Origin of the sequence: Belliella kenyensis (assembly GCF_022549675.1) — a bacterium.
Lineage (GTDB): Bacteria > Bacteroidota > Bacteroidia > Cytophagales > Cyclobacteriaceae > Belliella > Belliella kenyensis.
In genome coordinates, this window is the sequence record NZ_JAKZGR010000022.1 from 32,664 (window position 1) to 57,403 (window position 24,740).

General features: G+C 38.4%; 23 protein-coding genes and 1 riboswitch. Of the genes, 16 read left to right on the plus strand and 7 right to left on the minus strand.

The features are described from left to right. Positions 1–24: 24 nt before the first annotated feature. The gene (locus MM214_RS17665) at positions 25–447 is read right to left on the minus strand and encodes a nucleoside-diphosphate kinase (protein WP_241297498.1); all 423 of its coding nucleotides are present in this window, start codon (positions 445–447) and stop codon (positions 25–27) included. A gap of 190 nt (positions 448–637) precedes the next feature. Here MM214_RS17665 and MM214_RS17670 point away from each other — a divergent pair, with 190 nt between their 5' ends. From MM214_RS17670 to deoC, 6 genes are all read left to right on the plus strand, one after another. Further along, positions 638–1,678 carry a DHH family phosphoesterase gene (locus MM214_RS17670; RefSeq protein WP_241297499.1) on the plus strand — a complete coding sequence of 347 codons (1,041 nt, stop codon included), beginning with the start codon at positions 638–640 and terminating at the stop codon, positions 1,676–1,678. After that, positions 1,665–2,603 (plus strand): FKBP-type peptidyl-prolyl cis-trans isomerase, encoded by a 939-nt coding sequence (locus MM214_RS17675; protein WP_241297500.1) that lies wholly within the window; start codon positions 1,665–1,667, stop codon positions 2,601–2,603. Before MM214_RS17670 ends, MM214_RS17675 begins: the two co-directional genes overlap by 14 nt. A 13-nt stretch (positions 2,604–2,616) precedes the next feature. Next, positions 2,617–3,159, plus strand: coding sequence for an FKBP-type peptidyl-prolyl cis-trans isomerase (locus MM214_RS17680; RefSeq protein WP_241297501.1), 543 nt, complete (start codon positions 2,617–2,619; stop codon positions 3,157–3,159). Positions 3,160–3,181: 22 nt separating this feature from the next. Beyond that, a complete protein-coding gene (locus MM214_RS17685) occupies positions 3,182–3,736 on the plus strand; it encodes an FKBP-type peptidyl-prolyl cis-trans isomerase (protein WP_241297502.1) in 555 nt (184 codons plus the stop codon). Between the two features lie 114 nt (positions 3,737–3,850). After that, positions 3,851–5,053 carry an NAD(P)-dependent oxidoreductase gene (locus MM214_RS17690; protein WP_241297503.1) on the plus strand — a complete coding sequence of 401 codons (1,203 nt, stop codon included), beginning with the start codon at positions 3,851–3,853 and terminating at the stop codon, positions 5,051–5,053. A gap of 9 nt (positions 5,054–5,062) precedes the next feature. Continuing rightward, positions 5,063–5,710, plus strand: coding sequence for a deoxyribose-phosphate aldolase (gene deoC / locus MM214_RS17695; RefSeq protein WP_241297504.1), 648 nt, complete (start codon positions 5,063–5,065; stop codon positions 5,708–5,710). Here the strand turns inward: deoC and MM214_RS17700 are convergent, their stop codons facing one another. After that, complete coding sequence (locus MM214_RS17700; RefSeq protein WP_241297505.1) at positions 5,711–6,889, minus strand: Na/Pi symporter; 1,179 nt, start codon at positions 6,887–6,889, stop codon at positions 5,711–5,713. It lies immediately after the preceding gene. Positions 6,890–7,217: 328 nt separating this feature from the next. On the opposite strand from MM214_RS17700, the gene MM214_RS17705 reads away from it, so the two are divergent. The 5 genes from MM214_RS17705 (at position 7,218) to MM214_RS17725 (ending at position 12,621) form a co-directional block, all read left to right on the plus strand. After that, complete coding sequence (locus MM214_RS17705; protein WP_241297506.1) at positions 7,218–8,348, plus strand: hypothetical protein; 1,131 nt, start codon at positions 7,218–7,220, stop codon at positions 8,346–8,348. A gap of 136 nt (positions 8,349–8,484) precedes the next feature. Further along, positions 8,485–8,928 carry a nucleoside deaminase gene (locus MM214_RS17710; RefSeq protein WP_241297507.1) on the plus strand — a complete coding sequence of 148 codons (444 nt, stop codon included), beginning with the start codon at positions 8,485–8,487 and terminating at the stop codon, positions 8,926–8,928. A 106-nt stretch (positions 8,929–9,034) separates the two neighbouring features. Continuing rightward, entirely contained in the window at positions 9,035–9,640 is a 606-nt protein-coding gene (locus tag MM214_RS17715) for a superoxide dismutase (RefSeq protein WP_241297508.1), read from the plus strand. A 31-nt stretch (positions 9,641–9,671) separates the two neighbouring features. After that, entirely contained in the window at positions 9,672–9,998 is a 327-nt protein-coding gene (locus MM214_RS17720; protein ID WP_241297509.1) for a hypothetical protein, read from the plus strand. A 190-nt stretch (positions 9,999–10,188) separates the two neighbouring features. Then, on the plus strand, positions 10,189–12,621 hold the full coding sequence (locus MM214_RS17725; RefSeq protein ID WP_241297510.1) for an outer membrane beta-barrel family protein: 2,433 nt from the start codon (positions 10,189–10,191) through the stop codon (positions 12,619–12,621). A gap of 215 nt (positions 12,622–12,836) precedes the next feature. Here MM214_RS17725 and MM214_RS17730 read toward each other — a convergent pair whose 3' ends face one another. From MM214_RS17730 to MM214_RS17740, 3 genes are all read right to left on the minus strand, one after another. Further along, entirely contained in the window at positions 12,837–13,511 is a 675-nt protein-coding gene (locus MM214_RS17730; protein WP_241297511.1) for a hypothetical protein, read from the minus strand. Next, positions 13,502–15,031 (minus strand): hypothetical protein, encoded by a 1,530-nt coding sequence (locus MM214_RS17735; protein ID WP_241297512.1) that lies wholly within the window; start codon positions 15,029–15,031, stop codon positions 13,502–13,504. Before MM214_RS17735 ends, MM214_RS17730 begins: the two co-directional genes overlap by 10 nt. 492 nt (positions 15,032–15,523) lie before the next feature. After that, a complete protein-coding gene (locus tag MM214_RS17740; protein ID WP_241297513.1) occupies positions 15,524–18,076 on the minus strand; it encodes a M14 family zinc carboxypeptidase in 2,553 nt (850 codons plus the stop codon). 313 nt (positions 18,077–18,389) lie between these two features. Here MM214_RS17740 and MM214_RS17745 point away from each other — a divergent pair, with 313 nt between their 5' ends. Further along, positions 18,390–18,635, plus strand: a complete 246-nt coding sequence (locus MM214_RS17745; RefSeq protein WP_241297514.1) for a PLDc N-terminal domain-containing protein — start codon at positions 18,390–18,392, stop codon at positions 18,633–18,635. Between the two features lie 4 nt (positions 18,636–18,639). After that, entirely contained in the window at positions 18,640–18,813 is a 174-nt protein-coding gene (locus tag MM214_RS17750) for a PLDc N-terminal domain-containing protein (protein WP_241297515.1), read from the plus strand. Between the two features lie 229 nt (positions 18,814–19,042). On the opposite strand, the gene MM214_RS17755 is transcribed toward MM214_RS17750, so the two are convergent. After that, positions 19,043–19,951 carry a TIGR01777 family oxidoreductase gene (locus MM214_RS17755; protein WP_241297516.1) on the minus strand — a complete coding sequence of 303 codons (909 nt, stop codon included), beginning with the start codon at positions 19,949–19,951 and terminating at the stop codon, positions 19,043–19,045. Between the two features lie 124 nt (positions 19,952–20,075). On the opposite strand from MM214_RS17755, the gene MM214_RS17760 reads away from it, so the two are divergent. Next, positions 20,076–21,401: a hypothetical protein gene (locus MM214_RS17760; protein WP_241297517.1), complete on the plus strand. Its 1,326-nt coding sequence runs from the start codon at positions 20,076–20,078 to the stop codon at positions 21,399–21,401. Between the two features lie 12 nt (positions 21,402–21,413). Then, positions 21,414–21,480: riboswitch (Fluoride riboswitch) on the plus strand. 52 nt (positions 21,481–21,532) lie between these two features. Beyond that, positions 21,533–22,831 (plus strand): voltage-gated chloride channel family protein, encoded by a 1,299-nt coding sequence (locus MM214_RS17765; RefSeq protein WP_241297518.1) that lies wholly within the window; start codon positions 21,533–21,535, stop codon positions 22,829–22,831. A 59-nt stretch (positions 22,832–22,890) separates the two neighbouring features. On the opposite strand, the gene MM214_RS17770 is transcribed toward MM214_RS17765, so the two are convergent. Continuing rightward, entirely contained in the window at positions 22,891–24,066 is a 1,176-nt protein-coding gene (locus MM214_RS17770) for a hypothetical protein (RefSeq protein ID WP_241297519.1), read from the minus strand. Positions 24,067–24,100: 34 nt separating this feature from the next. Here MM214_RS17770 and MM214_RS17775 point away from each other — a divergent pair, with 34 nt between their 5' ends. Then, the gene (locus MM214_RS17775) at positions 24,101–24,430 is read left to right on the plus strand and encodes a 2Fe-2S iron-sulfur cluster-binding protein (RefSeq protein WP_241297520.1); all 330 of its coding nucleotides are present in this window, start codon (positions 24,101–24,103) and stop codon (positions 24,428–24,430) included. Positions 24,431–24,740: the final 310 nt, after the last annotated feature.

Genomic DNA, 24,740 nt, shown 5'->3' on the forward strand with positions numbered 1-24,740 from the left:
TGTCTTGCGTATTTAAAGAGTTTCTTAAAGAACTCTTTCCGCTTGATTGAAAAAGAAGTTGCCTTCGATGGCTGCATTTTCATCAGAATCAGATCCATGTACCGCATTAGCCTCTATGGATTTTGCGAATATCTTTCTGATAGTTCCTTCAGCAGCATCAGCTGGGTTGGTAGCACCGATAAGTTTACGGAAATCTTCCACGGCATTGTCTTTTTCAAGAATAGCGGCGAAAATTGGCCCAGATGACATATAAGCACAAAGATCCTTATAGAAAGGTCTTTCTTGGTGTACTTCGTAGAATTTTCCTGCAAGTTCAGCTGTCAATTTTGTTGCTTTCATTGCTACGATTTTGAAGCCAGCTTCTTCGATCATTTTCAAGATTGCACCAGAGTTGCCAGCTTCGAAAGCGTCAGGCTTGATCATGGTGAAAGTTCTGTTAGTTGCCATATTTATAGTATTGTTGCTTTTTTGAATTCGACTGCAAAAGTACATGAAATATATGAAGTTCCGAAAGAAGGAGGTTAATTCTCTGTTATCACCCTAAGCTAGAGAAGATTATGATAATTGGGAATTTTGAAAAATAATCATGACCTTTGCAAGCTGTCTTCTCTCAAAGGGAAACCACAAAAGCTTAAAAATGCAATCAATAGAGTTATTTAAAAATAAAATTGCCTCACCAGCCAAGATTGTAATTACTACTCATCACAAGCCAGATGCTGATGCATTAGGTTCGTCTCTTGGGTTAAAGAATTACTTAATCAAAAAGGGCCATGAGGTCAGCGTCATCACCCCCTCTGATTATCCTTCTTTTTTACACTGGATGAAAGGAAATGATGAAGTGATTAACTTTGAAGCTCCAGATCAGAAGGAAAAGGCCATTCAAGTTATCAAAGAAGCTGAAATCATCTTTTGTCTTGATTTTTCTTGCTTGAGCAGGTTACAGTCGATGGAAGAATATGTAAAAGATTCAGAGGCATACATTGTCAATATTGATCACCACCAAGACCCAAAAGATTTCAGTCAATTTAGGTATTGGAGTACTGAGGCAGCAGCCACTTGTGAGTTGGTTTATGAGCTGATAGTAAAGATCGGTGACAAAGAACTTTTGGACTCTGACATTGCGGATTGCTTGTATGCAGGCATCATGACAGATACTGGTGGATTTAGACATCCAAATACTACCAAGAATGTACACATGATTACAGCAGAGCTCATAGCCTTAGGTGCAGACAATACCAAGATTTCAAAGCTAATTTATGACACCAATAGCGTCAATAGGCTAAAGTTTATTGGTTTTGCTATTTCAAGAAGATTAACAATCAATCAAGATTTAAGAATCGCATACTTTGCCATTTCTAAAAAGGATTTGAAAAAATATGCCTCTCAGACTGGTGATACAGAAGGTCTGGTGAATTACGCTTTGTCTATAGACGGAATCAAAATTGCGGCCCTTTTTACAGAACGTGAAGATGGTATCAAAATCTCATTTAGATCTGTGGAAGATGTAGCTGTCAACAAGTTTGCTCAGGAGAATTTCAATGGAGGTGGACACAAAAATGCATCAGGCGGCAAGTCAGACTTGACTTTGACCGAAACAACAGAGAAATTTGAAAAATTAATCAAAGAGAATATTAATACTTTATACAATCAATTAGACCTCATCCATGAAAAAAATTAAAAGCGTTTTATTGTCAGCAGCAGTTCTAGCTGCGGCTGTTTCTATGTCAGCTTGTACCAAGACCAAGAAGACTACATCTGATGGCATAGAGTATACTTATATCAAAGAGGGAAAAGATAGCCCAAAAGATGGTGAGTATGTTTTATACAATTTGATTGCAATGACAAGTAGTGATTCTACTTTTATCTCAACTATAGATGATATGGCACCTCAAGTGTTCCAATACAAGGATTCAGCTAATACTAATCTTGGTGTAGAGGAGATCATCCTTGGGTTAAGAAAAGGGGATAGCATCACATTTGCTGCTCCGGCAGCCAAAATATTTGGTGAATTCAACGTGCCATTTTTCCTTAAAGCGGAGGAAGATGTGAAAATCAGACTGGGTGTAATTGATGTTTTGGATGAAGATGGCGTGCAAGCATATTTTACAGCACTTCAAGATGCACAGATGAAGAAGCAATCTGAAAAGGCCGCTAAGCAACTTGAAACGGATGTAAAACTGATAGAAGAGTATATTTCAAAAAATAATTTGAATGCTACTAAGACAGAATCAGGTCTATTTTACGTCATAGAAAGAGAAGGCAGTGGAGATCAGATTGAAGCAGGTCAGACAGCTGAAGTAGACTATGCAGGCTACCTATTGGACGGAACTATCTTTGATACAAGCAACAAAGAGAAAGCCCAAGCAGGCGGTGTCTACAATGAGCAAAGAGATCAAATGAATGGATATGAACCATTGGAAGTTCAAGTGGGTGTAGGTAGAGTGATTCCAGGATGGGATGAAGGTCTATCATTATTGAAAAATGGTTCAAAAGCTAAATTTTTGATACCATCTACTTTGGCTTATGGTGATAGACAATCAGGTGCTGTGATCAAGCCGAACTCCGTTCTGATCTTCGATGTCGAAGTAACGAATGTAAAATAATTTAAATAACTCTATGAAAAAGTTAAGCTTTCCAGTCATTGTAATCATGTTGTTCTTTTCATGTATCTCAGAACAGGAGAATTACAGTATCAGACTAGAACAAGATAAAGAAGCTATCCAAGAATATCTCGCTGAAAATCCAATCGATCATGTACATAAATTTGAAGATGTTAATAATGGCGTCTACATATTTTGGGAAGAGAAGATGGGTGGAGAGTATGAATTTGTATTAGGAGACACTTTGTTTATTGATTATACTGGTAAGTTGCTGACCAATAGGGTTTTTGACACTTCCTTAGAAAGCGTAGCAAGAGAAAATTCGATATTCAACTCTCAGAGAACTTACAAACCATTGGAATTTGTAGTTGGTAGAGATGGTTTAATAGATGGATTCTTGTTTGCTTTAAGTAAAATGCAACAAGGTGACAAGGTAGTTACTTTATTTCCTTCTTTGTTTGGCTATGGAAATCAAGCAAGTGGAAGTATTCCGCCAAATTCACCATTGATCTTCGAAATTCACCTTGTGAAGGTTGGTCAAGTGAAAAAAGACGATTAGAATTTAAAAATAAACTTTCTAAATGAGAAAATTACAGTTATTGCTATTGATTCCTATTATAGCATTCATCAGTTGTGAGGAGAGGAATCCTTTTGGACCTCCGCCTTACGATGTAGAAGGAAATCTAGCAAGAGACAGAGGGATTATTGATGATTATCTTGCAAATACTCCCATAGATAGTTTGTACAGAATTCATGATCGCTCTGGTGTGATAGTGATAGTGCAAGAAGAAGGTACAGGTTCTAGGCCTATTACTAACAGTGTAGTATATACAAACTATATAGGTAGCTTACTTGATGGAAGTATTTTTGACACCAACATTGAGTCAGTGGCGAGAGAAAATGATCTTCATACCGAAAATAGGACTTATGTTCCTCTTGTTTTTACAATTCCAGAATTAAACAGCACGGGATCTACCATACAGGGATTTGGCTTGGGCTTTAGAAGACTGAGATCTGGCTCCAAAGGGGTACTAATCATCCCTTCGCCTTATGGCTACAGAAATTCCGAATCAAACGAAAATATCCCGCCAAACTCTGTATTGAGATTTGATGTGGAGTTTTTGGGACTAGATTAAGGATAATATTCAAGAGGCAGCGTTTTCGCTGCCTTTTTTCTTTGGGATTGATTCGATATTTTTCTCTATATTGAGGTCAAAGTGAAGTTTTTAATGAAATAAGCCCAAGACCATATGAAGATCGCCTTAATAAAAGAAGGTAAACTCCCAGCTGATCGAAGAGTGGCATTCACTCCTAAGCAGCTTTTGGCCATTCAAGAAAGTTATCCAAACCTTAGTTTTAAAATTGAACCATCAGAGGTCCGGTCATTTGATGACGAGGAATATCGATCTTTAGGTATAGAAGTAAATGCAGATATTTCCGATTGTGACATGATGATAGGTATCAAGGAAGTTCCCATCAGTCAATTGATACCACAGAAGACCTTTGTGTTTTTTTCACATACCATAAAAAAGCAGCCCTTCAACCGACCATTGCTAAAGGCTGTTTTGGCAAAGCAGATTAGATTAATTGATTATGAAGTCATAAAAAATGAAGAAGGCGAGAGGTTGGTTGCTTTTGGAAGATGGGCAGGCATTGTGGGTGCGTATAATGGACTTTGGACCTATGGTCAAAAGTCTGGACTATACTCCATTAAACGTGCTTTTATGTGCTTTGACCGAGTGGAACTGGAGCAAGAGTTGTCAAAAGTAAAGCTTCCTCCTATCAAAATAGTAGTCACTGGTACGGGTAGGGTGGGGAAAGGTGTAGTAGAGGTATTGCTTTCTGCAGGAGTGGAGCAAGTTGATCGACAAGCATTTTTGACTTCATATTTTGATAGTCCTGTTTTCACCGTTCTTTCTTCGGCTGATTACAATAGGAGGAAGACAGATGGTGGATTTGATAGGTCTGAGTTTCATCAAGACCCCAGTCGCTATGAGAGCCATTTCTTGAAGTTTGCAGAGGTGAGTGATATACTTATGGCAGCAGCATATTGGGACAATCGCGCTCCAAAATTGTTCAACTTTGCCGATATTCAATCAGAGGATTTTAATATATCAGTCATTGCTGACATTACGTGTGATATCCACGGTTCTATCCCCACCACAATCAGAGCATCAAAGGTCTCAGATCCAGTGTATGATATAGACAGGGAAAGTTTTGAAGAAGTGCCTGCATTTGGAAAGCAACACAGCATATCTGTGATGGCTATAGATAATCTTCCCTCAGAGTTACCAAGAGATGCATCAGAAGCCTTCGGAGATATGCTGAAACAATATTTCCTACCTGAACTTACCAAAGAAGCTTCGCAAATCATCCGTCGAGCTACGATTGCAGAAAATGGGGAGTTGACAGATGATTTTTTATATTTGACAGATTATGTACAAGGTGATTAAACTAAAATTATGAAAAACATAGAGAGGTATATTGAGCAAACTGTATTGAAGCCAACATTAAAAGATGCTGATATAGAGCAAGTGGTGAAAGAAGCACTAGACTATGGCTTTGTTGGTGTTTGTGTACCTCCTTTTTGGGTAAAAAAAACCAAAAGAGAGCTTGGTGATTCTCATGTACAGTTGGTTACAGTCGTAGGATTTCCCCTTGGTTATCAACTTAGTGAAGCCAAAGCTTATGAAACAGAACTTGCCATCAAGGATGGAGCTGATGAGATTGATTTGGTTTGGTCACTTTCAGCTTATAAGTCTGGAATGAATTGGCCAAAAATTGAAATAGCTAAAATCAGTAATATCTGTCATCAACACGAGAAATTACTAAAAGTAATCATAGAAACTGCCTACTTAAGTCATGAAGAAATCATAGAAGCCTGCATGATTTGTAAAGACGCGGGTGTGGACTTTGTAAAGACTTCTACTGGTTTTGCTCCATATGGAGCAAAAGTAGAGCATATAGCTTTGATGAGAGAGCATCTTCCAAGCAATATTGGAATCAAAGCAAGTGGTGGAATAAAAACACTAGAACAAGCTACAGCATTGATCCAAGCGGGGGCAGATAGAATTGGTACCAGCTCAGGAGTGCAGATTGTGCAAGGCTGATTAGTTCTTTGCGGGGATTTCGCTTTTATTTACTTTTTTCTCGTTAGCTTGAGATTGCGTCATGTCTTCATTCCTATTGAAGTATATCAGTAAGAAGGGAATGATAAAAAATGTGAGAAGAATATATGCGAAACCTACTATTCGGGTTTTGACAGATTCTTTTCCAAGGTAGGTAGCTATTTTTACAGGAATATTTCTGATAGCATTAAACGGCATAAATATGAGTGCTCCAATTACATTGAATAGCAGATGCACGATTGCAATGCTGATAGCCGCCTCAGTATTGTAAATGGCTGCAATCAAAGCTGTGATCGTCGTGCCGATATTAGCTCCTATGATAAAAGGGAACACTTTGATCAATGATATCCTTCTATTGGCTACAGCTGGTACGATAAGAGATGTAGTCACTGTGCTAGATTGTACAGCAGAGGTGAAGAATATGCCGTAAAGAAAAGCTACTGCAGGACTTTTGAATATATGCTTACTTACTTTTTTGTAATTGTCGGAAATGAAAGTCTTGAAAACAGTGGCAGACAAAATCTTGATCGCACCAAACACAAGAAGCACACTTCCAATCAAAGCAATGATAGGATACTTGATCAAAGCAACCAACCATAGTGAAAAAGGTCTAGTGAAAAAGGCGTTGTATTTGATAGGCCCTTCTGTAGTGTTTTTAGATTCAAAAAAAGTGTGGGTTATAAACTGTGCTGTTTCACTCAAAAAACCAAAATAAAACTCCAAAGGGAACAAGATGATTACAGTAATGATATTGAATACATCATGAAGTACACCTGCAGAGAGGGCTTTTTTGAATTCACCTCTTTTCATAATGAAAGAAAAAGATACCAATGTACTAGTGATTGTAGTTCCTATATTCGCACCCATTACCAATGGTACTGCTTGTGTCAAAGTCAAGCTGCCTGAAGCGACCACAGCTACGATCATAGCAGTCACTGTAGAACTACTCTGAATCAAAGCCGTCATCAATAGCCCTATGAATAGCCCTACAAATGGATTATTGGTTGCTTGAAATACTTCTTTTGCCAATTCATTGTTTAGCTGAAGCATAGAAACTGTCAGCAGGTCTATGGAAAGCATAAAAAGCAACAGCGCAAATGCCATTTTCAAAAAGAAAAGTGCCTTATATGTATAATTGCCTGAATCTTTGCTAATAGTCATCGATCGAAAAAGCCACAAACCTGTGGTCTTACCCTATTTTAAGTTGCAAAGTAACAGTAGAAAACATAAAGTTGTCAGTGTTTAATATGAAGATATTGTTAATATTAGTAGCGTATTTTTAAATATAATTTGACTCATAGAAAAATTTTATCTCGTAGATTCTCTGAAATTTTTAAGTTAGTTCTGTAACTATCCATATTCCCCCATTTAGCGTGTAAGGTTCAGCCTGTTAAGAAATGGTATCATTGTCTTAACAATTTGTTAACATTTAAGCCAAATAATCTTCTTTACCTTTGTGACTGAAAATACTCATAAGCCACAAAATATTATGGCCAAGCTTAAAGATCAAAACATTAATCAGGACGCCTTATCCAAGGTATCTTACGCACTTTTTGATTTTACGAAAAAAGAAAAGTCATTTTTAATTATCACCTTGATACTGGTAACTATAGCAGGTATCATTACTCCATATACTTATGCAGCTATGTGGTTTGGATTTGCGCTTGCTGCATATTCAGCGATCGCAAATGATAGTATACAGACCATCGGGACTTTCATAGCTTCCAATCAAGAAAGAAAGTGGTATTGGCTTTGGTTGTTTATGGGGCTGATTTTTGTTGGCACTGTAACATTCAGTTGGTTTACATACAACGGTGATGTAAGTTATCAAAGACTGCAAGTACCGGGACTTGAAGAAGCACCTACAAGTTTTGTTTTCTTACAATTAGCTGCACCTATTGTTCTTTTGGTAATGACACGTATGAGAATGCCAGTATCTACGACATTCCTATTGCTCAATGTGTTTACCTACAAAGCAGGCACTATAGTAAGTGTTATGCAAAAAAGTTTTTTGGGGTATCTTTTGGCTTTTGTGATTGCAATAGCGGTGTGGTTTACTTTGGAGAAATTCGTTAAAACCTATCTTAAGGGTCAGGCAAAGCCTTATTGGTATGTACTTCAATGGATCACTTCTGGTACACTCTGGGCAGTATGGATCATGCAGGATGCTGCAAATATTGCTGTTTTCCTTCCTCGTCAGTTAAATGTATGGGAATTTGTAGCGTACACTGGTTTTGTATTTTTAGGTCTAGGATTCTTGTTTTATCTCAAAGGGGATAGGATACAAGGTATTGTCAATGAAAAAACTAGAGTCACTGACGTTAGAGCTGCAACTATAGTGGATTTAGTTTATGCCATCATATTGATCTATTTCAAAATGATAAGTAATGTTCCGATGAGTACCACATGGGTATTTATTGGATTATTAGGAGGTAGAGAATTGTCTATTGCATTGGCTAAATCTAAGAAGTTGACAAAAAGGAGAGCCAGGTTAGTACGTGCCTATAGATTGGCGCGAAAAGATATCATCAGGGCTCTGATTGGATTGTTGGTGTCCCTGATACTTGCATTGATCATTAATGAAGGTGTAAGGAAAGAGATATTTGACCTTATTTTCTAATCTACGTGAATGTATTTTATGAGATTTGGTTGCTTCATCGAGATCTCATTGAAAGATAACTTATAAGCGCAGTCGGTTTATCCACTGCGCTTTTTTATGCTTGTCTTTGAGATCATTGTTGTATTTTTGAGATATCATGGAGATGTACACGGACGAATATTTTATGAACGAAGCCATGAAGATGGCTCGGATTGCATTTGAGGAAGGTGAAGTGCCTGTAGGGGCAGTAATAGTGTGTCGCAATAAAGTGATTGCTAGAGCTTATAATCAGACTGAAAAGCTTACGGACCCAACAGCACATGCTGAAATGTTGGCTATTACAGCTGCGACCAATGCTTTGGGGGCAAAATATCTCACGGAATGTAAGCTTTATGTAACCTTAGAACCTTGTGTGATGTGTGGTGGGGCCGCATTTTGGTCTCAATTAGGTGAGCTGCATTTTGCGGCTACAGACCCCAAAAGAGGATATGGTAGGGTAGAGCCGAAGCTTTTGCACCCTAAGACTAAGGTGTTCACAGGTGTGATGGCTGATGAATCGAAGCAGTTACTTGATGATTTCTTTAAAAATTTGAGAAAATGAGCTTTTTCTTGGATATCAAGAACTATTTCTGGGAAGGCTGGGTTTATTGGATGTATGTTTATACAAAGAAATTAATTTTATTATTCACTATTAAACTATAAAAATTATGGCTTTTGAACTTCCAAAACTACCTTATGATTTTAATGCGCTAGAGCCGCACATCGATGCTAAGACAATGGAAATCCACCATGGAAAACATCACAATGCTTATGTTACTAACTTGAACAATGCCATCGCAGGCACTGACCTTGAAGGGAAGAGCTTAGAGGAATTGATGAAAGTGGCTGGTTCAAATGCAGCAGTGAGAAATAACGGTGGAGGTCACTATAATCACAGCTTGTTCTGGACTGTATTGGCACCAAACGGTGGCGGTCAGCCAACAGGTGACTTGGCAGCTGCTATCGATGCTAAATTTGGATCATTTGATGCTTTCAAGGAAGAGTTCAATAAAGCTGCTGCTACAAGATTCGGTTCTGGTTGGGCTTGGCTTTGTGTAGATGAGCGTAAAGAACTATGTGTATGCTCTACACCAAATCAAGATAATCCATTGATGGATGTAGCTGAGAAGAAAGGCTCACCAATCCTTGGCCTTGATGTATGGGAACACGCTTACTACCTAAACTATCAAAACAGAAGACCTGATTACGTTGGTGCTTTTTGGAATCTAGTGAACTGGGATGAAGTAAGCAAAAGATTTGCCGCTGCGAAATAATTTGTTGTTGCTATATATTTGAAACCCGTTGGTGTTAGCCTACGGGTTTTTTTATATACAAGACTTCCCTTTGCCGAAGGTTTTAGAGATTGGATCAGGTGTGATGTTAGACAATGCTGATGAATTAGTATTAGATAGCTTTATTTTTCAAGATAAATTGATCTTGATTTCTAATGTTGGGGATAAAAAATTTCCTGGTCAAAGATTTCTTGACGTATATGATGCCAAGACGTTGGAATATGGAAAATCTTACCCTCTGCCTGACTTGAATGATGCATTACCTGACGAAGGGTTTGCCTATGCAAGAGATCTTATTGGGATTTTATTTGAAGACATGATAGGGATTTTCAAGCCTTAACATCATGATACTTTTGTACCACTGTTCAGAAAGTGGACATTGAAACTGTACGGTATTGGGACAGGTTGTTCTTTTTTGTATTTTTTTAAATAGCTAATAATCAATAAATTATGTGTTTATTTTTCTATTGGCACTGCTTTTTCATTAGGAAGTGTACAAGAAATAACTCAGACACATAATTTGAATACCAATGAAAGTTACTATCCAAGTTTTTACTATTTTCTGTTTTTTCCTCATGGGACTAAGCAATGCAGCCGCCAAAGAGACTGGTCTCATCTTCGGTCAAGTCAAGGATCAGAAAGGTGAAGTATTACCTTTTGCCAATGTGATGCTCGTAGATGCAGAATCTGAATCCATGATTACGGGTGCGGTGAGTGATGATGCAGGTAAGTTCTCAATCGAAACAAGCCGATTTGGAAAAGTACGCTTGATCGTTTCTTCCATTGGTTTCGAAACGATGAAGACTGAAAGCTTCCAAATCAAAGCTGGAGATAGGTTGGATATGGGTTCATTGAGTATTCAGGAGGAGGTTTCCTCTTTGAGCGAAGTGACAGTGAGGGCTAATAGACCCGAAGTGATCATTGAGCCTGATAAGACTACTGTGAATATCGAAGGTACTGTAATGGCCGAGGGAAATACAGCCCTTGATGTGATCGGAAGATCTCCAGGGATCTATGTAGATCAAGATGGTAACATCAACTTGAACGGGAGGTCAGGTGTGACTGTGATGATCAATGATAGACCGTCTTACATGAGCGCGGAAGATTTAGCAAACTTTCTAAGAGCTATGCCCGCAGACAATATCAAAAGCTTAGAAATCATCAATAATCCAACTTCACGATTTGATGCTGAAGGTGCTGCAGGAGTGATCAATATCAAATTGAAAAAAGGGAATGTTGATGGTGTATTTGGAAGTGCTCAAGTAGGAGGACTATACAATGGACAGTTTGCACCTACCACAGGGCTTACCCTCAATGTGAAAAAAGGAAAATGGACCAATAATGCTAGCTTGAACTACAATGAGTACGCTGTATTCAATGATTTGGAGATAAAAAGAAACTTTCTATTACCAGAAGGATTGTCAGTCTTTGATCAAGATAGTCGAATCACTACCAGAAATAGAAACCTATTCTTCAACGGTGGCACAGACTATGAAATCAATAAAAATCACAGTGTAGGAATGAGTGTGCAAGCATCTAAGTCAAGTGGAAATGATGTAAGTCGAGCTTTGACACAAGTAACCAACCCGGGGACTACGGACAGAGATTTCCTCAGATCTATCAATGATAGCGAAGATGGTAGATACAGGTTGTTTGGAAACCTTCACTACGTAGGCCTGCTTGATACTTTGGGTACTAAAATCACAACCGACATAGATTACACCAAAATGCATTCAGATGCTACTGCAGTATTAGGTAATTATGTGTGGGTCAATGAGGCTGAGGACCAAGCGGACTTTGACAGAATCAGGAATATCAACAACATGGATTACCATATTTTCACAGCAAAAGTAGACTTCACCAAGCCATTTGGAAAAGGAAGGGTGCTAGAGACTGGAGTGAAGGGAAGCTGGGTAAAGTCTGATAACAATTTAGACTTGAGTAGATCGGTTGCGGAAGGTCCTTTTGTCACAGATCCCAATAGCAATAGATTTATCTACAATGAAAATGTGCTAGCAGCTTATGCTTCATACAAAGGTAAGTTTTCAGATAAAGTAGGTTTTCAAGCTGGGTTGAGAGGAGAGTATTCTGATATCCTAGGTACATCGGTCACCCTTGGCCAAGAGAATGCCCAACAATACTTCGATTTGTTCCCAAGCATGTTCATCCAGCATAAGGTAAGCAAAGACTATCAAATCGTGTACAACGCTAACAGAAGAATTACCAGACCGAACTACAGGTTACTTAATCCATTTGTATTCTACATTGACCCATTGACCACAGAGAGAGGGAATCCAAACTTAAGACCTCAATATGCTCATAACTTGGAAATGAACCATGTCATCAAAGGAGCTTATCAGTTTAGTCTTGGTTATTCATTGACTACGGATGTGTTTCAGCAGATTTTCGAACAGGATGTAGAAAGCAGGACGACCACGACTTACAATGCCAACTTGGACAGGTCTCAAAATGTAAATTTCAGAGGAATCATCCCAGTAGAGATTACCCCATGGTGGAATACCAGCAACATGGTACAAGTGAACTATGCCAAGTGGAAGTCTCAAATTGGAGATGCACTCTTGGACGTGGATCAGGTTTCATACATGGCGAGATCACAGCATAATTTCATCCTGCCAAAAGGATTCAAAGCAGAATTGATAGGGATGTATATGAGTCCAATGCTTTGGGGTCAGGCTACTATCGGAGCTATGGGGGGAATAGATGCTGGTATCACAAAGACATTTGCGAAGGACAAGCTTTCATTGACTGTAAATGGCACGGATTTGCTTAGAACCCAAGTGATCAGAGCCGATGTGCAATTCGACCAGATAGACACCTTTTTCAGACAATATAGAAGCAATCAAGGTGTGAGATTTACTTTGAGATACAAGTTTGCCAGAGGAGAAAGCTTCCGCGTGGCCAATAGAAGTGGTAGCTCAGAGGAAGTCGACAGACTAAATTAATGCTTAAAGCCAAAAAGAATTTTGGAAATTGGAGTGTGAATTATAAAGGTTAAATACAATCCGCAGACCCCTGCAACAACAAGCCCTGAAGGATCTTCAGGGCTTTGTATATATAAATTGATTTCAATTAAATCAAGGCCAGCATTTCTTCAAGCTCCATTCGAATCCATCTATAACAATCTCCTTATAACTTTGAGACCCTCTCTAGAGAATTATCAGTACATGAATAAAGGGATTATTACCACTTCATTCCATCCCTCGTTGTCTCTTTCGTAGATTACAATAGAACTACCTCCCGATCCTATACCAGCAGAATAAAAAGCATTCGACCAATAAAGGAAACAAAATCGGTCTGCTTCGCCAAAGAATACTGGCTTTGAGATTTCATAGTATTTCAAAGTATTTATACTACCTTCCTTAAGGCTGTCCATTTGTGCTAAGGGAGCGTGTAGAACATACTCCTTTTCCAAAAGTAGTAATCCGCTGGGAAGATCCGTCTTTTGAAATGTAAACTTGTCAGATGACATTTTCCAAACCTTTTGAAACTCATCTTCTCCGCTGAACACATCGAGCACAGACTTACTTTTCTCCCTAAAATATCTACCGGTATTTTGCTGTAATTCGTTGAATTGGTTCAAATTTTGTAATTTTGCCACACTTAGTTCCCGTACTCTAACGCTCCAGTCAAAGACAGCTTCTTCAACCAAAAAGACTATTGTATCCCTTTCAATTATTGGGAGAAAAATATGATCTATGAATTTGTGGACTTGAATGGTGTCTTCTGTCGATACTGTAAATTCAGTTTCGGAATCATTCTTTGCAGCTTTTCCACAGGAAATCAAGAGACTGATTAGGAATAAATAACTAAAAAATTTGATAACTATTGACATGCTTTATCTCCTTTAGGTGCAGTTCCCTGATAAGTGATCCCATTTCGCTCTGCATAGTATCTTCTGGATATTCTGTCCCGTTCAGCTGATGTCATTTGTTGGTACACATCCGTATCTTGAAGTCCACCCCATGCCATGTCTTTGAAGAATTGTTCATCATTAAGGAGACTTTGGGGATAATTCAATGATGATGCAAAAGTCTTAAGTTCTTCCGCTATGTCATTTATAAACGCACCTTCCACAAATAAATTATGATGAGCAGCATTGTAATTTACATTTCCAGAAACATTGTATTTATCTAAATAAGCATTCAATAGCCCATTAAGGCTTCGGTCTGATTGGGGAAACTTTTCTATAAATAATAAATAGGCGTGAAGCATTTCATGCATAATTGTACGTGCTATAGATAAATCTGTTGCTCCAGCATTGTTCCCTTGATGGATGTTAATCACCGCTGCGTTGTTTTGTATTTGAGGATGAGTCCAGGCAGTTGCTGTGCCACTGTTAACATATTTAAATTTCACATTGAAATTCATGTCAACAAGCAAACTATTGCCTTCGAACTTTTCAAATATCTTTTTGAATTCTTCTTTAGTACTGCCAATTAGTGTATTGATGAGTAATTGATGGCAGTTTGTTAAACCATTCATGTCAATCTGAACATCAAAGCCAGGAAAAGGGTAGTTGTTGCCAGTACCACTACCGCCACCAAATTCAGGATTAGGTCTTCCATTTCCAGATGGTGCTGAGCTGGATGGCATTGGGGAGTTGATGTTTTGTCCTTCTCCGTAATTGATAAAAGAACTTGTACAGCTGTTTACCCAAATGGATTGAAGCGAATTGACATGACCTTCACCAAAACCGTGAAAAGGGAAATCAAACCAGTAACCAGAGCAATTATAAGTCATATACAGGTTTGCAGTATGGTTTGATTTTTCAGGTTCTTCAGTTTGATAATAAAAATGTTTAGATAATCTTCCCTTCTCTACCTCAAACCCAATCAAATGCTTCTCTCCATAACTAAACATATCAATTCTGCCAGACCAGTTTTTTGGGATCTTGTGGTAGGTCATTCCCTTTGATTTTTCGCCATAGCTAAAGTACCTTGCAGTCAGGATAGCATATCCATCAGTTCCATCGTTTTTTTCTACGAATAGCATAGTTTCTTCTATAAGTTCATCTGAGCGATCTCCGTATTGTTGATGAAATTCAGTTGGCATGATACCACTTTGCTGACTGATGTTGATTTCATATACTTTTCGACCATCTGGGAAATAGTACTCACTAAATTTTGACCAGTCTGGTTCTTTTTCAAAAAACGGAAGGATCAGGTTTTTGTCAATCATTCTGGCATTGTGAACTTGCTCTTTAGCAAGCAATTCCGCTTTGTTAGTTTCGAACCAGTTTTTTAATTCAATGGTCTTAAGCTGATCGAGCTCGGTAAGCTGAAGATTTTCCTGTTGATCTAGACAAGATACTGCAATTAGTAAAACGACTGCTAGCCAAATCTTTTTGACCAAACTGAAAATTCTTACATTAGCGTTGTTTGTTCGGGGGGGGAGTAAAACTTAGTTTCATAAATAATAAGTTAAGATTAAAATAGTGTTATAAAAGTTAATAATGATAGATATATGTAAAGTTTATTTAGTTTCAAAATTAAGGTTGATTTTTTGCATTAGTTAGCTTTCAATGTTTACCCTCAAGGAAATCGCCTATAGGAAAAACCCTCCGAGGGTTCAAGATTGAATTAATATCATTTGATCAAGTTAGACCTATGGATTTAGAAAAAGATTAACCCTCGAAGGGTTCTTTTGCTTAAGGATTGTAAAAAAAGACTTCTTTGTGTTTGCCCTTGTATTGATGATTTTCCTCGTCTATAAACTTAGCCGTTTACCTACACCTACCCAACAAATCACCAATAAGCTAATCTCCACGAAACAGAACATCATCATCTATCCTACTAAATCTAAAATCTAATCCCGATAGCTATCGGGACTAAAGACACCCATTCTCTACCTCCCCGTTCCCAGCTCAATGGTATGGCCAAAGAACAAGGCATTGATAAAGAGCTTGCTTGTGCCACGCCAAAACCCACGGAAATTTGGATTGTCTACAAAACCAATGATACGGCCTTCACCAAGTTTATTGATCTGGACTATAGCCGACTCATTGATCAAACCCAAATTAGAAGGATGTACGTATCCACTGGCTATTGAATTATCTGTGTAGATAACTGGGTTGCTTAACGAGTTTTTGTTAGGGATCATAAATAAGTTGTTGTCTCTAAAGGTGTATATATCATCAGTTTCATAACCATAAGCCAATGGATGACTTCGGTCCAATTGAGCATGAAAAATAGCACCTGTAGTCATTCTTGCTCCTAATGCAGCATTGTAGTCAGCATAACTTGTAGAATCATTATTCACAATAGGGGGCATTGGTTTGAATGAAAAGTTGGCTAGCTTATGATGATTTAACCAAACAAGTGCCTCTCCTCTTCCGATCAAAAGACCACCCGTGCTGATCCATTCCTTGAGACTTTCCACGGCTGGTCCACTCATTTGCTCATAGTCTCCACTCGGCATGATGATAATATTGTAGCGGGATAGATCTGCTTCATCAAGATTACCGATAGGGAAAAGCGTCAATGGTATGCCGAGCTTTTGATCGAGAAGATGCCAGATTTCTCCTGCTTCTTGACCATCCACTCCTTCCTCTACTAGCAAGGCTACCTTAGGCGTTTGTAGAAGATCTAGGCTTATTATATTGGTGTTTTCATCATCTGATGTCTCTGTTGTTATAGCATGGATATCTATTCCGTATTTTTCAGCCACCTCCTTCAAGTCTTCATAGTTTGCTACAGTTGAAGAATCGGCACCAACTTTACTAATAACAATAGCCCCACGATCAAACTTTAAGTCCTTGGAAATCTCCAACTCTTGGTGATTTACACCTACTGAATAATTTTTCCGCATCAATTCATAGGTTGCCTTAGGAGCTAAGTATTCATTCCATTCAAATGCGAAAGCATTAGCTTCAGCATCACCTATAAGTTCACCCTTGACTTGAGCATGATCTTTGTCGATGAGTTCCACACTTGCCAAGTTTAAGATACGGCTGCTAAGGGCCATAGATTTCAAATTGTATGCCATGGGCATAGTCCAAGCAGTGATGTCTTGGAAGATGCTATCTTGAAGGCTGGTGTTTTCCTCAAATATCCCTTTGATAAGCCTGTATTGTGGCTGTGTCAGCGGGACGATAAAGGACTTGTTTTTCTCGAAAGGAACACTATTTACTATGATGTCCTCATTGAGGGTGAAGACATTGATGCCATGATGGGTGATCATGGTAGCCAATGAAGTAGCACTATGACCATCTTTTGAGCTTCCAAAAATATACGCTTTATTGGTGTCATTATTTGCTTCTTTTTTTGCCTCGGCATAGAATTCCTTTAAGTAGCTATTCAGTTCCTTCCGCATTTCCATCGTGGCTTTTATGGAAGAAACTGTACTCGTGAAATGATTCCGTATATTATTTTCAAAAGTACCAATACCCAAAACTTGCTCTTGTCGCTGACTTCTTGAATATGCCTGCTCTAAAAATAATCCAACAGAACCTTGTATATCTGCATAAGTGGCACCCTTTCCATAGTAAAAATTATCGAGGTAATCTTGGCTATGGCCTTGTAGTCCTACACTATCCAGCATGCTCTTGTTATAATCTCTTATCTTTCGCTTCATATCTTGGACTTTATCAGGGATCAATGGGTGATATACGAAAGGGATATTTTGGTTCAAAGAGTAAGTTATATTTGAGCTGATTTCATGAAAATCCAACTGAACATTGGGTAGCCAATCTTGAAAGACTGCGACTCTATTGCGAGACTCCACTTGCTCTAGAGGAAGCCAATCTTTGTTGAGGTCATACCAATAGTGATTTGTCCTTGCGCTAGGCCATGGTTCATGGAGACCTCTTTGTGCGGGGTCTTCTAAGAAATGATAACTTTTGTTGGCATTGATCCATGATGCAAATCGACTATATCCATCAGGGTTCAGAGATGGATCGATGATGATAACAATTTTCTCAAGGTCAGTTTTCAATTCTTGAGCTGCAGCATAATGATAAGCAGCGAGAAGAGATGCATTAGTGGTAGATGCCTCATTTCCATGTACACCATAGCCTGCAAAAACCACTGCGGGCATATTTTCTATATTGATGTTTAGATTTGCTAAGCGAAGTTTTTTTCTTTCAGCTTTTATCTTTTCGAGATTTTTCAAGTTTTCAGGACTACTGATGATCACATTGATTTGTGGTCTTTTTTCATAAGTCCTTCCGATTTCTTGGATGATTACCCTGTCGGAGGCTTGAGCCAGTGCTTTCATATACATCACCACCTGATCATGTGATACATGCCAATCTCCAAGTTCAAAACCCAAAATCTCTTTGGGGGTTGGTATTGAAGAATTGTAAGTTGTGTTTTCTGGGAGAAAATATGAAATATCTGTCTGAGAAAATGCAATGCTACTGAATAAACATAAACTCAAGACAAGGCGAATTTTCCTCATGATTTTTTGTGGTTTGGTGCTTCTTTATTTTTTAAAGTAGATTTTTTTTACAATATTCGGTAAATTTCAAGCTTGCATATAGGGGCTTAACGATAAGATTGATGGATTTAATATTCCGGATCTTTTTGCTAAGTCTGAATCTAGTTAATCTATTGAAGTATGCTAAGCAAAGGAAATGGGCATGGGTTGAATATCGGAAAAGCGAATTTAAAGATAATTCTACGAATCTGCTTTGGTTGCTGTTGCTGATTTTTCTAAATCATCTAGCATCATTTCTATATTTCTATTTCTTACTTGAACAGACAACATTCACATGGACTTACTCATGATTGGTGGATTAAATTCCTTCTTGTTAATTTTTGGTATGATGATTGGTATTGCATACCTAGTATTTTGGATTATTACTTTGGTCAATGCCACTCAGTCTTCATTTATTGAAGAAAACATGAAGCTGATATGGATATTGATAATATTGTTTGCCAATCCCGTTGGAGCTGTTATTTATTGGGTGGTAGCGCCAGGACAAAAGAAAAAATATTTTAAACCTTTAAATAAATAATAATATGTTTGGATTAGGAATCGTAGGCCTTTTGATATATGCCTACACCATTTATGACGTGTTGACGAGGAATTTTCGTGGAGGTAATGATAAGATCGTTTGGATCTTAGTAGTTCTGTTTTTGCCACTTTTGGGGACGCTGTTGTGGTTCCTTTTTGGTAGAAAGGGCACTAGCTGATCTTGAATAGATTGAATGCAACTTAAAAAGCTCAACTGTAATTCAAAATAGGTCTTGGGAGTATTTTAGGCTTCTTGAAACAGAAAAAAGCAGCGATTGATCGTTTTTAAAGGTGGATAATTTTACCTTTAGCATCAGTTGCTGCTTTTTTTTGTCTTGATATGATGGTACTTCAGTGATGTTTTTTCTTTGATGAAAAGAGAATGTCTATTCATCAAAAGTATGTCCTCTAATCACCACCTCCCGTGCTGTAGGTCTTGGCCAGTGCTGATTCTAGATCAGGATACCTGAATTGAAAACCTGCCTCTTCTATTTTTTTTGGAGAAACCTTATTTCCTCCTAGTACCATCTGTGACATTTCACCTAGCATGACTTTAAGTATGAAGGCTGGTACACCAATGTTTACAAATGTCTTATTGACTTTTTTTGCAGCTTCCTGAGTAAGCGTGTGATTGGTGCTAGGTTTAGGTCCTACGGCATTGAAAATGCCCTCTACACTTTCATTTTCCGCTGCAAAGACAAACATTCTTGCAAGGTCTTCTAGCTGTATCCAGCTCATCCATTGCTTGCCATTCCCAAGTGGAGCTGCTACGGGAGGTTTGAGCATTTCGACTAGAGCACCACCATTTTTATCAAGTACAATACCGATCCTAAGCAGGACTGTTCTGATACCTAGTTTCTCAATTTTTCCACTCTCAGTCTCCCAAGCTGTCACTACTTGAGCTAAAAAATCTTGACCCGATGGACTGGTCTCAATCATCAATTTGTCACCCGTGTCAAACCCATAATACCCAACGGCACTGGCTGCTATATAGCTATTAGGCTTTTTCTTACTTGCTTCAATTGCTTGCCTGATTAATTGTGTAGAGTGGGTTCTGCTTTGAAGTATGTCTTGTTTTCTTTCTGCTGTCCACCGCTTATCTGCCACCCCAGAGCCTGCTAAGTGAATGATGATGTCAGCCCATTCGATAGCTTCGGAATCTATCTTCATTTGATCGATATCCCAAAAAAATGATTTTTGTTTATTTTCTTTTGGTGATCTGCTCAGCCAGGCGACTTGATGCCCTTTTTTTTCTAAGTGTAAAGTAATTCGCTGTCCGATAAGACCTGATCCTCCAGTAATCAAAATTTTTTTCATGGCGTTTTAGCTTTATGTTTAAAGAGTATTTGCATGGTATTTGTTTAGTTTTAACTAAAATTTAACCAAATTCCTTTCTATAGGAAAAATATTTGCAGTTTTTTGCACAAAATTTATTAGAAAAATGAAAAAAATATTACTGAGCAGTTTTTTGATCTTTTTAATCAATCTATCTGTGTTTTGCCAAAATCAACAGGACAGTGTAAAAAATGAAGGACTCAAAGTCGAGAAATTGACTTATCAACAGCAACCTGGACTAGCTTTAGCTGCTTCAAAGATCTTTTTTTCAGAGAAGCGGTATTCGATTTCAGGATTTGGTGAAGCTTCCTCTGTCAATTACATAGGGCCCAAAAATACCAGTGCGGGTGATTTAGAATTGTATTATACCAATTTATACAGGTTTGCGACTTTTTTTGGATACCGGATTACTGATAAGATCATTTGGAACTCAGAAGCCCAGATTGAATATCTTCACGACGGTAATAGCGAGGGTCACACAGAATTTTTGTTTGAGGCATTTATTGATTACTTATGGAAAGACTACCTGAAGGCTAGGGTAGGTTATTTTCCTCTTCCTATAGGTTATGTCAATAATAACGACGAGCCGGTGATGTTTTATTCTGTAAATCGATCAGAGGTTGAGCGATTGATTACTCCGACGACATGGATTGAATTTGGGGCTATGTTTTATGGGAATTTCACAAGTGATCTGAGCTATGCATTAGGAATCTCGCAAGGCCTAAATGCCGCCGAATACCTCAGTGGTTCATGGATCAGACAGGGTAGGGTGATCACTTTCGGACTTCCAAAGACTTTATCTTTTACACCTCAGCTGAATTATTCAGGAATTCCCCATACTACTTTGAGTGTCTCGGGTTTTTTTGGAAATTCAGGACAAGAGCAAACAGTGCTTGTCAATGGGCAAGAGCAGACGGTGGAAGCACCTGTGCGTATAGGTACTGGATATGCTAAGTATGAGCGTGGCCCATGGAGATTTGTTACAGTAGGTACTTTGGGAAGTCTAGGAGGTACAGATGATATTGCACAATTGACACTTAATGAAAACGGTACATCTCAAATTCTTGGAGATCAAACCATGGGTTATCTTTTTGAATTGGGTTATGACTTGTTGCCTCTGATTAAGCCCGTGAGAAGGCATAGAGAGGGCTTTTTGTATAATGCGGAAGAATTTAAATTGCCAGTGTTTTTGAGATTTGAGCGTTTGGATACCCATAGACGTTTTGATAATAGACTTATACCCATAGGCAATCCTAATGATGTCTCATTTGTTCATAACAATCTTAGAATTTGGACACTAGGGACTAATTTTAATCTAAAGGAGAATCTTGTATTGAAAGCAAATTATCAATTTCGAAAAAACTTGGCTAATGGTGTGCAAGCCCTAGCTGAAGGGGACAGGGTAGAGTTTGGGTTTGGATTTATATTCTAAAGGATTAAATTTGCGTTATAAGGCGATGGGGTTCCGCCTGATAACCGCCCACTTTGGTGCTGATGACTCCTACTTCAACTTATTTATTCATCGCATTTCAATCAATGATTGAAGTCATTTAACCTATTAGCATGTTGAAGCAGGTTGTTTCTTTCTCGAAAATCAAAGATTTTTCTAAAGAAGAGTTTATTCCTAATTTTATTTTCACCGTAAAATGGTTGCTTTTGGCCACTATGGTAGGTTTGTTGGCTGGTTCTGCATCCGCTTTTTTTCTAGTGGCTCTGGAATGGATGACAAACTACAGAGAGGCTAATGTCTGGATCATTGCTTTGTTACCCCTTGGTGGGCTCTTGATAGGATGGGTGTATCATCAATATGGCGAAAGTGTAGTCAAGGGGAATAATCAACTACTGGAAGAATTCTACAATCCTCAGAAAACAATTCCCTTAAGGATGGCGCCTTTGGTGCTGTTTGGGACATTAGCGACGCACTTGTTTGGTGGATCTGCTGGAAGAGAGGGTACAGCTGTACAGATGGGAGGAGCTATAGCTGATCAGTTTACAAAATGGCTCAAATTGACCAAAGACGATCGTAAAATTTTGATCACGATTGGGGTAGCGGCGGGTTTTTCATCAGTCTTTGGTACGCCTTTGGCTGGTGCAGTTTTTGCGCTAGAGTGGCTTGTCATTGGAAGGATAAGGTACGAGTCAATATTGCCTGCATTTATAGGTGCATATGTGGCAGATTATACTTGTGCAGTTTTCTGGGATGTTCACCATACGCATTATCAAATCCCCGCAGTCCCAGAATTGTCAATGCAGGTATTGATTTGGATTATTCTTGCGGGTATCTGCTTCGGTCTTGCAGGAAGACTATTTGCGAAAGCAACTCACTTTTGGGCTGCTTTTTTTAAGAAAATCATCAAATATCCTCCATTAAGGCCTGTTTTTGGGGGGGGGATGGTTGCTTTGTTGGTGCTCGCTATGGGCACTACAAAGTACATTGGGTTAGGTGTTCCTACAATCGTAGATGCTTTCTCAGAAGACCTCCCTTGGTATGATTTCTTAGCCAAAATCGGCATGACCTCACTTACTTTGGGGGCGGGATTCAAAGGCGGGGAAGTTACACCATTGTTCTTTACAGGAGCCACTTTGGGTAATGCCTTGTCTTTTTTGATTCCATTACCAGTTGCATTGCTAGCAGGGATGGGGTTTGTGGGGGTATTTTCAGGGGCTACCAATACACCATTAGCTTGCACCCTAATGGGGATTGAGCTATTTGGAGCTGATTCAGGTATTTTTATTGGCGTGGCTTGTGTTATAGCCTACTTGTTTAGTGGCCATGCTGGGATCTACAATTCACAGGTTATTGGTTCACCTAAAAGTGCTCAACATTCTAAGCATAAAGGTAAAAACCTTGGAGGGATGTGATGCTAAATGGTACCTCTTGTGTTTTGATAGACTTAAATATTCTCATAAAAAAAGGGGAATTAACCCCTTTGATCAAATTTTCTGAAAATCAGCTGAAGAAACTCATCCACAGGCTCTGAATTTTTGTCCCAGCTCAATTCACCTACATATCGCTCATTGATGAGTTGTACAGCTTCCATAAAGCTATCACATTGATCTATAGATTTTAGCGCATGTTTCATCAAGTCTGGATTTCCATCAAATAGCTCCTTAGTGAACATAAAGCGCTGGTTGATACCTACACTTTCCGATAGCTCATGGATAGTGCCTTTCATGATGCTGTATTGCTCTGATTCAAATCTTGCCCATGTCTGAAGTGGATCTATAGCCTTACTGGGATCTACTGCCTTGAATGCTTGTGTTGTAGCTGGTGCTTCAACTGTCGCAAACTCTTCTTTTATATCTGTGTCTTCCTCAAGTTCAGGTTTTGAATCCTCTATTTTTTCTAAATTTTCCCCTTCTTGAATCTCTTTGAAACTTTCCTTGGACTCACTTTGAGAAGTCTCTACTGATTGCCCTGGAGAATCGATAGGGGTATTTGAAGAGCTTTCTGCTGCTTCAACTTTAGCCTCTATTCTTTCAAATAAAATGTCGTAATCTAAATACAACACCTCCTTCAATACGTCTAAAAGCTCTTCTGGCCTTTGGAGTTGGTCTTTTTGAACTTCGTAATTGTTGAATAGTACTTTTTTATATGCAGCTGTATCTTGAGACATTCCTGCCCGATCTACTAGATTGCTGACCAAAGTTTCATGCCATTTGAAATACTTCATATTTTCTTTCAAAAATTGATTTACCTGGTGACCTTCCAGCTTTTCAAATTCACTTTTGTAAAATGTAATGGGATCCAAAGCTAAAATGATAGAAAAAGCGACTGCTTCCATCAGCAAAGGTTCAAAATTAGTCCTGTCAATCTTGATAGATCGAGAGAGAATATTCATGAAATCTTGCAAAGCTTGATGAACATGATTGTCTCTATAATCAAAATATGGACTCGATTTAAGTTTTTCTAATTCAATCTGCCAGTTCTCGAAAAGGGACTTTATCACAAAGTAATTCACCTGTTTGCTTGGTGTAAGGTTCAAGATCTCAGAACCAGTGATGTATTTTTTTGATGAAAAATACTTCTCACTTATCTTCTTCGAAAACTCCAGTGCATAGTTTTCTAAATATTTGCTGTTAATTTTAACACTCATAAGTTGGGAATTTAAAATAATCGAAGCATAAATCATGCTGAAAATCATCATAGAGAATCTATACAGTCGAGAAATAAAGACTCTAGAAACCGATTGTAAAGTTATAGAATTAATTCATGAAAACTACATCGATTGGATGCATGCTTGTGGGAAAAAAGGTAGGTGTACTTCTTGCAAAATGATCGTCGTGGAGGGTATGGAGAATCTGAGTGAACTTACAGAAAGGGAGATTTTTTATAGAGAAAATGGTAGATTGACTTCCAAGGAAAGACTAACTTGCCAAGCTGAATTGAAATCAGGGACTATTAAAATCCGAGTCGCTGATGTCAATAAGTTTCCGCATGTGGATTATGGGGAAGGATAGAAGCGAGAGATTAGAAACAAGAAGCAAGAAACAAGAAGCAAGAAGCAAGAAGCAAGAAGCAAGAAACAAGATGCAAGAAATAAGAAATAAGAGCGATTTGAGATGAAATATGCTTGGGCGAAATAAAGTTGAAAATATGCCACTACCTATGGGTAGACAGGTTCGGCGAAAAAGGCTTTCTCTTGTTCATCTTTTGTAAAGTTAGCCGACACACATAAGTGAACAGTTTCAAAAATATTGGGTTAAGCTATCTTCGTCTCTCGCCTCTCGTTTACATCTTATGTCTTGTATCTTGTGTCTTGTGTCTTGA